The 7,940-nt window shown below is 68.2% G+C and carries 6 protein-coding genes and 1 pseudogene; 6 read left to right on the plus strand and 1 reads right to left on the minus strand.

Annotated features, from left to right (window positions below):
• Positions 1-1,261: acetyl-CoA acetyltransferase (locus A5652_RS09705; RefSeq protein ID WP_067349832.1), on the plus strand; the 1,261-nt coding region annotated here is incomplete at its 5' end.
• A 96-nt stretch (positions 1,262-1,357) separates the two neighbouring features.
• Here A5652_RS09705 and A5652_RS09710 read toward each other — a convergent pair.
• Positions 1,358-2,206 (minus strand): LLM class F420-dependent oxidoreductase, encoded by an 849-nt coding sequence (locus A5652_RS09710; protein ID WP_067349835.1) that lies wholly within the window; start codon positions 2,204-2,206, stop codon positions 1,358-1,360.
• Positions 2,207-2,459: 253 nt separating this feature from the next.
• Between A5652_RS09710 and A5652_RS09715 the strand changes: the two genes are divergently transcribed.
• The 5 genes and pseudogenes from A5652_RS09715 to A5652_RS09735 all read left to right on the plus strand — a co-directional run.
• The gene (locus tag A5652_RS09715; protein WP_067349838.1) at positions 2,460-3,371 is read left to right on the plus strand and encodes a DUF5336 domain-containing protein; all 912 of its coding nucleotides are present in this window, start codon (positions 2,460-2,462) and stop codon (positions 3,369-3,371) included.
• A gap of 47 nt (positions 3,372-3,418) precedes the next feature.
• Positions 3,419-4,852: a DUF6350 family protein gene (locus A5652_RS09720; protein WP_067349840.1), complete on the plus strand. Its 1,434-nt coding sequence runs from the start codon at positions 3,419-3,421 to the stop codon at positions 4,850-4,852.
• 127 nt (positions 4,853-4,979) lie between these two features.
• Positions 4,980-5,627, plus strand: a complete 648-nt coding sequence (gene purN, locus A5652_RS09725) for a phosphoribosylglycinamide formyltransferase (protein WP_067349845.1) — start codon at positions 4,980-4,982, stop codon at positions 5,625-5,627.
• Positions 5,624-7,207 (plus strand): bifunctional phosphoribosylaminoimidazolecarboxamide formyltransferase/IMP cyclohydrolase, encoded by a 1,584-nt coding sequence (gene purH, locus A5652_RS09730; protein ID WP_067349849.1) that lies wholly within the window; start codon positions 5,624-5,626, stop codon positions 7,205-7,207. The genes purN and purH overlap by 4 nt, the downstream gene beginning before the upstream one ends.
• Positions 7,208-7,300: 93 nt before the next feature.
• Positions 7,301-7,940 (plus strand): annotated as a pseudogene (locus tag A5652_RS09735) (magnesium chelatase); the annotation flags it as partial.

Here is a 7,940-nt window from a genome sequence, read left to right on the forward strand (position 1 = left end):
CGGCGATCCCGCCCGCGTGGTACTCGAACCGGTCGGCGGGCAGGGGCCCCAGAAACTTGTCACCGAGGCGGGCAACGCGATCGTGGCGGGCGAAGCCGACGTCGTGATGATCATGGGCTCGGAGCCGGGATCGACGGCTCGCTACTTCGCCAGCCGTGATGACAAGCCCGACTTCACCGAACACGTCGAGGGCCAGCTGGAAGATCGCGGCCATCAGATCTCCAGCTACATCGACGACTACACGATCCAGCACGGCCTGACCGGGGCGCCCGTGCAGTACGGGCTGCTGGAGAACGCCCGCCGCGCGCGCCTCGGGTACAGCGTGGCCGACTATCGGCGCGCGATGGCCGAACTGTTCGCCCCGATGTCCAAAGTGGCTGCCAAGAACCCGCTTTCGTCGTCGCCGGTGGAGCGGTCGGTCGAGGAGATCATCACGATCACCGACGACAACCGGATGATCTGTGACCCCTATCCCCGCCTGCTCGTCGCCCGCGATCAGGTGAACCAGGGCGCGGCGGCGACACTGATGTCAGTGGAGGCGGCGACGCGCCTGGGCGTGCCCGAGGAGAAGTGGGTCTTCGTGCACGGCCACTCGGACATGATCGAGCAGGCGATGCTCGATCGCGTCGACCTCGGTGCCAGCCCGGCGGCGGTCCACGCGGCCCGAGAAGCGTTGCGGGTAGCGGGAATCGGCGTCGACGAGATCGATACCTTCGATTTGTACAGCTGCTTCCCATTCCCGGTGTTCGTCATGTGCGAAGCCATGGGCATCGACGGCGACGACCCGCGCGGCCTGACCCTGACCGGCGGATTGCCCTACTTCGGTGGCCCCGGGAACAGTTACTCGCTGCACGGCATCGCCGAGACGGTCGCGCAGATGCGGGACAGGCCAGGGCGTTTCGGGCTGGTCGGCGCCAACGGCGGCATCATGAGCAAGTACTCGGTGGGTATCTACTCGACCACCCCGGTGAACTGGCGCACCGACAACTCTGCGGAGCTGAAGAAGGAGATCGACGCGCTGCCAAAGGTCGAAGTCACGAAGACACCCGACGGCGCGGCAACCATTGAGACATACTCCGTGCACTACGACTGGCCGGTCCGCACCGGCATCATCGTCGGCAGGCTCGCCGCGGACAACACGCGATTCATGGCTACCACCGACGACGACGAGCTTGTCGCGTTGATGTGCGACGGCGATCCGCTCGGTGCGGAGATCGCGGTGTGGTCGACCGACAACGGAAACCGGGCTTCGCTCGGCTAGACGCACTACCGCCTCTGGCCGCGCGACACCTAAACCACGCACACGACACGCCGCGAATGGTCGCCGTGGTTTAAGTCTCGCGGAGATGAAGGGCAGTCAGACCAGGGCGGCCAGCTTGCCCGCCAAGCGTTCGACGTAGGCGGCCACCTCGTCCTCGGACTTATCCGGCAGACCGAACAGCACCTCGGTCACCCCCAGCTCGGCCCACCTGGCCAGCTTCTCGGGCACCGGCTTGAAGTCCAGCGCCACGATCTGGGGAGCGCCGTCGCGGCCCGCCGCCGTCCAGGTGTCCTGGAGCAGCTTGACCGGCTCGTCGATGTCGAAATCGCGCGGGGTGGTGATCCAGCCGTCGGCGCTGCGCGCGATCCACTTGAAGTTCTTCTCGGTGCCCGCGGCACCCACCAGCACCGGGATGTGCGATTGCACCGGCTTCGGCCAGGCCCAGCTCGGGCCGAACTTCACGAATTCACCGTCGTACTCGGCCTCTTCTTCGGTCCACAGCGCCCGCATCGCTTCGAGGTATTCGCGCAGCATGGTGCGGCGCCGGCCCGCCGGCACGTTGTGGTCGGCGAGTTCGTCGGTGTTCCAGCCGAATCCGACGCCCAGGCTGACCCGTCCACCCGACAGGTGGTCAAGGGTGGCAATACTTTTCGCCAGGGTGATCGGGTCGTGCTCGACCGGGAGGGCCACCGCGGTGGACAGCCGCACCCGTGAGGTGACCGCGCACGCCGCGCCCAGACTTACCCATGGGTCTAGTGTCCGCATGTAGCGATCGTCGGGCAGCGATTCGTCCCCCGTCGTGGGGTGAGCTGCCTCGCGCTTCACCGGAATGTGAGTGTGTTCTGGCACGTAGAAGGTTTGAAAGCCGTGGTCGTCGGCGAGCTTCGCGGCCTTCGCCGGGGAGATGCCACGATCGCTGGTAAAAAGCACAAGCCCGTAATCCATGCAGAGAATTAGAACGTGTTCTACCTCTGCTGGGCAAGCCGTGATGACACGGACCGTCTCGCGAGCGTCCACCGTCGCCGCCGGTGTGCACCCCGCCGCCCAAGCCGGTGGCAGCGGCACGCGTTGCCGCACGTGCGCTAGCGTGGGTGATCGACCGCGTCGCTAACGCGGCGAGGCGTCTGCAAGCACAGCGTTGCACTGCAACCGTGGCGACCGTTAGGCAGTTCAAGGCACTGGAACAACAGGAGGAGCCATGACCTATTCTCCCGGAAGCCCGGGCTATCCACCGGCGCAATCCGGCGGCACCTATGCGGGTGGCACACCGTCCTTCGCGAAGGATGACGACGGAACGAGCAGGCTGCCGTCTTACCTGAACATCGCGGTGGTGGTCCTCGGCTTCGCGGCGTACCTCCTGAACTTCGGTCCCACCTTCACCATCGGCGCCGACCTCGGCCCGGGCATCGGTGGGCGCGCCGGCGATGCGGGCACCGCGGTCGTGGTCGCGGTGCTGGCCGCGCTGCTCGCCGGGCTGGGCCTGCTGCCGAAGACCAAGAACTATCCGGGAATCGTTGCGGTGATCGCGGTTCTGGGTGCCTTGCTGGCAATTACCGAGACGATCAACCTGCCCGCCGGTTTCACGATCGGATGGGCGATGTGGCCGCTGGTGGCGGCCGTCGTGCTCCAGGCAATCGCCGCGGTCGTCGTAGTCCTGCTGGAATCCGGGGTGATCACCGCACCGGCGCCGCGGCCCAAGTACGACCCCTACGCGCAATACGGCCAGTACGGCCAATACGGCCAGTACGGTCAGCAGCCTTACTACGGTCAGCAGCCGGGCGCCCAGCAGCACGGCGGGCAGCAGCAGTCGCCGCAGGGATACGGGTCGCAGTACGGCGGCTACTCGCCGAGTTCGGCGCCCACCCAGAGCGGCGTTCCGACCGGCGGTTTCGGCGCTCAGCCCTCGCCACAGTCGGGTCCGCAGCCGTCCTCGCAGCAGCATGGCTCGTCCACGCCGCCCACCGGCTTCCCCAGCTTCAGCCCGCCGCCCCACGCCGGTGGATCGGATTCCGGTTCGGCGACGACCAACTTCTCCGAGCAGGGTGGGGGCCAGCAGTTCGGCCACGAGCAGCAATCGCCGTCGTCACCGTCTGGGCCAGCGCCCTCTTAACCGTGCGCTGTCGCGCCTAGTCGGGGACGTGCCCCAGAGTGACACGGGTGGAGGACAACCGGGCAGCAGGCGCTCGCCAGGCGCGTGACCTTGCCCGGGTCGCGTTCGCCCCGGCGGTGGTGGCGCTGGTCATCATCGCCGCGGTCACGCTGATCCAATTGTTGATCGCCAACAGCGACATGACCGGTGCGCTGGGCGCCATCGCCAGCATGTGGCTGGGGGTGCACCAGGTACCAGTGTCGATCGGTGGCCGCGAACTCGGTGTGATGCCGCTGCTGCCGGTCCTGCTGATGATCTGGGCGACCGCGCGCAACACGGCACGGGCCACCACGCCCTACTCGTCGTGGCTGGTCGTCCGCTGGGTCATCGCCTCGGCGCTGGGCGGTCCGCTGTTTTTCACGGCGATCGCCCTGGCGGTCATCCACGACGCTTCGTCGGTGATCACCGAGTTGCAGACGCCCAGCGCGCTGCGCGCATTCCTCAGCGTGCTCGCGGTTCATGCCGCCGGCGCCGGGATCGGAGTGTGGTCCCGGGTGGGGCCGCGCGCGTTGGCGGCGGCGTCGCTGCCGTTCTGGCTGGGCGATTCCCTGCGCGCCGCCTCCGCCGGCCTGCTCGCGTTGCTCGGGCTGTCCGGCCTGGTGACGGCGGGGTCACTGGTCGTGCACTGGTCGACCATGCAGGAGCTCTACGGCATCACCGATTCGATCTTCGGGGAGTTCAGTCTCACCCTGTTGTCAATGCTGTACGCGCCCAACGTGATTGTGGGCACCGCGGCGATGGCCGTCGGGTCCAGCGCGCACATCGGGTTCGCGACATTCAGTTCGTTCACCGTGTTCGGTGGTGACATCCCGGCCTTGCCGGTGCTAGCCGCCGTCCCCAGGCCTCCGTTGGGGCCGGTCTGGGTGGCGCTGCTCATCATCGGCGCGTCGTCCGGGGTGGCGGTCGGCCAGCAATGCGCCCGGCGCGCGCTGCCGCCGCTGGCGGCCGCCGCCAAGCTGCTGGTCGCCGCGGTCACCGGGGCGCTGGTGATGTCGTTGCTCGCGTACGCCGGCAGCGGCCAGCTGGGAAACTTCGGCCACGTGGGCGTGGACCAGGGCGCGTTGCTCGTCGGTGTCTTCTTCTGGTTCACGGTCATCGGCGCGGTCACCGTGGTGATGAGCGGTGGGGTCAGGCGTCGCCCTCGTCGCCTCAAGGCCGGGCCCGCAACGGTCGAGGAACCCGCGGACCTCCCTGGCGTTTTCGATGACGATCGGCCTGGCGAGGACGCTGCGGGGGAGAACGCGGTCCCGGTGGGCGCGGCCGACGAGGCGCCGGCCGGCGTGGGGGACCCGGGCGATCCCGCGGTCGACTCCGCCGAACCCGACGCGCCGGTGGACTCGGCCGATCCCGCGGTCGACTCCGTCGAACCCGATGCGCGGGTCGACGACGGGCCGCCCCCCGCCGAACCGGAGCCGGGACGACCGAGCGAGATTAAGGATTAGGCCTTTTGCCCGTGTCGTAGCGACAACCGCCGCGCGGCGGGTGCGACACAGGGTACTCAGAGGTGGGCAATTCCCATGCGGCCAGCCTGATCGTCAGTGGGACGACGCCGACAGTAGGCTCGCCGATGTGGTGGAACCGCTCCATGTGCCCTCGAACGCACCGGCACGGGTAGTGGTACTGGCGTCGGGCACCGGGTCGCTGCTGAATTCATTGTTGACGTCGGCCGTCGCGGACTATCCCGCCCGGGTGGTCGCCGTCGGCGCCGACCGCGGCTGCCTGGCCACCGAGATCGCCGCGGCGGCCTCCGTGCCCGCGTTCATCGTCCGCCTCGGCGACCACGCAGACCGCGACGCGTGGGACGCGGCCATCACCGAGGCCACCGCCGCGCATTCCCCCGACCTGGTGGTATCCGCCGGATTCATGAAAATACTTGGGCCGCAGTTCCTTTCGCGATTTCACGGCCGCATCATCAACACGCACCCGACGCTGCTGCCTGCGTTCGCGGGTGCGCACGGGGTGGCCGATGCGCTGGCCTACGGTGTGAAGCTCACAGGCTGTACGGTGCACCTGGTGGACGCCGGGACGGACACCGGGCCGATCCTGGCGCAGGAATCCGTTCCGGTGCTCGACGACGACACCGAAGAGACCCTGCACGAACGCATCAAAGTCACCGAACGAAAGCTACTGGTGGACGTGGTGGCCGCGATCGCGACGGGCGGCCTGACCCTGGTCGGGAGAAGAGCGACGATCGGACGAAAGGCGACGAACCGATGAGCACCGATGACTGGCGCGAAGACGCCAAACGGCCGATCCGGCGCGCCTTGATCAGCGTGTACGACAAGACCGGGCTGGTCGACCTCGCGCAGGGCCTGGCGGGTGCGGGCGTCGAGATCGTCTCGACCGGATCCACCGCGAAGGTCATTGCCGACAAAGGCATTTCGGTAACCCGGGTCGAGGAGCTGACCGGTTTTCCGGAGGTGCTCGACGGCCGCGTCAAGACGTTGCACCCGCGCGTGCACGCGGGCCTGCTGGCCGACCTTCGCAAACCCGAGCACGCCGCCGCCCTCGAGGAGCTCGGCATTGCGGCGTTCGAGCTTGTCGTCGTCAACCTGTACCCCTTCACCGAGACCGTCGACTCCGGGGCCAGCATCGACGAATGCGTCGAACAGATCGACATCGGCGGCCCGTCGATGGTGCGGGCCGCGGCGAAAAACCATCCCAGCGTGGCGGTGATCACCGACCCCAGGGGTTACGACGGCGTGCTCGCCGCGGTACGCGAGGGCGGCTTTACCCTCGCCGAGCGTAAAAAGCTGGCGTCGCTGGCGTTTCAGCACACCGCCGAATACGACACCGCGGTTGCGAGCTGGATGGAGTCGACGCTGGCCCCCGAACACCCGCCGACCACTTTCCCGAAGTGGCTGGGCCGCAGCTGGCGCCGCTCGGCGATGTTGCGCTATGGCGAGAACCCGCACCAGCAGGCCGCGCTCTACAGCGACCCCGGCGCGTGGCCGGGACTGGCGCAGGCCGAGCAGCTGCACGGAAAAGAGATGTCCTACAACAACTTCACCGATGCGGACGCGGCCTGGCGGGCCGCCTTCGATCACGAGCAGACCTGCGTGGCGATCATCAAGCACGCCAACCCGTGTGGGATCGCCATCTCGTCGGCATCGGTCGCGGACGCACACCGCAAGGCGCACGAATGCGATCCGCTGAGTGCGTTCGGCGGTGTCATCGCGGCCAACACCGAGGTCAGCCTCGAAATGGCCGAATACGTCAGCACCATCTTCACCGAGGTCATCGTGGCCCCCGCCTACGAGCCGGCCGCCCTCGAGGCGTTGACCCGCAAGAAGAACATCCGGGTGTTGGTGGGTTCGGAGCCGCTCAGCGGTGGTACCGAGCTTCGGCCGATCAGCGGTGGCCTGTTGGTGCAGCAGCGCGACGAGCTCGATGCGCACGGCGACAACCCGGTGAACTGGACGCTGGCCACCGGCTCGCCCGCCGATCCGGCGACGCTGGCCGATCTGGTGTTCGCCTGGCGCGTGTGCCGCGCCGTGAAATCGAATGCGATCGTGATCGCCGGCGCCGGCGCCACCATCGGCGTCGGCATGGGTCAGGTGAACCGGGTCGACGCCGCGCGGCTGGCCGTCGAGCGCGGCGGCGAGCGGGTGCGCGGCGCGGTCGCGGCCTCGGACGCGTTCTTCCCGTTCCCGGACGGACTCGAGACGCTAACCGGCGCGGGAGTGAAGGCGATCGTGCATCCCGGCGGTTCGGTGCGCGACGACGAGGTGACCGCGGCGGCCACCAACGCCGGCATCACGCTGTATCTCACGGGTGCGCGTCACTTCGCGCATTAGTCACGGTGCGCGCGGCGACGCAGGTGTCAATAAGCGTTCGGTGAACGCCCTTGGCATGACTCGTCTGAGCGCGCGTCGTAGCGTGGAGTGGTGATGTCACCGAGCAACCTGCCCCGCACCGTCGGCGAACTGCGTGCCGCCGGTCACCGTGAACGGGGAGTCAAGCAGGAAATCCGCGAGAATCTCCTCGCCCGCCTCGCTGAAGGCGGAGACGGTGAAGCCATCTGGCCGGGGATTCTGGGATTCGACGACACCGTCTTGCCCCAGCTGGAGCGGGCGCTGATCGCGGGCCACGACCTTGTTCTGCTCGGCGAACGCGGGCAGGGCAAAACCCGGCTGCTGCGCGCGCTGACCGGATTGCTCGACGAGTGGACGCCGGTGATCGCCGGCGCCGAACTGGGCGAGCACCCCTTCTCGCCGATCACGCCGGAATCCATCCGCAAGGCCGCCACCCTGGGCGACGACCTGCCGGTCGAATGGAAGCACCGCAGCGAGCGCTACACCGAAAAGCTCGCCACCCCGGACACCAGCGTCGCCGACCTGGTCGGCGACATCGACCCGATCAAGGTCGCGGAGGGCCGCAGCCTGGGGGACCCGGAGACGATCGCTTACGGACTGATCCCCCGCGCCCATCGCGGCATCGTCGCGGTCAACGAACTGCCCGACCTCGCCGAGCGCATCCAGGTGTCGATGCTCAACGTGATGGAGGAACGCGACATCCAGGTCCGCGGTT

The organism is Mycobacterium sp. 1165178.9 (assembly GCF_001673555.1).
Lineage (GTDB): Bacteria > Actinomycetota > Actinomycetes > Mycobacteriales > Mycobacteriaceae > Mycobacterium.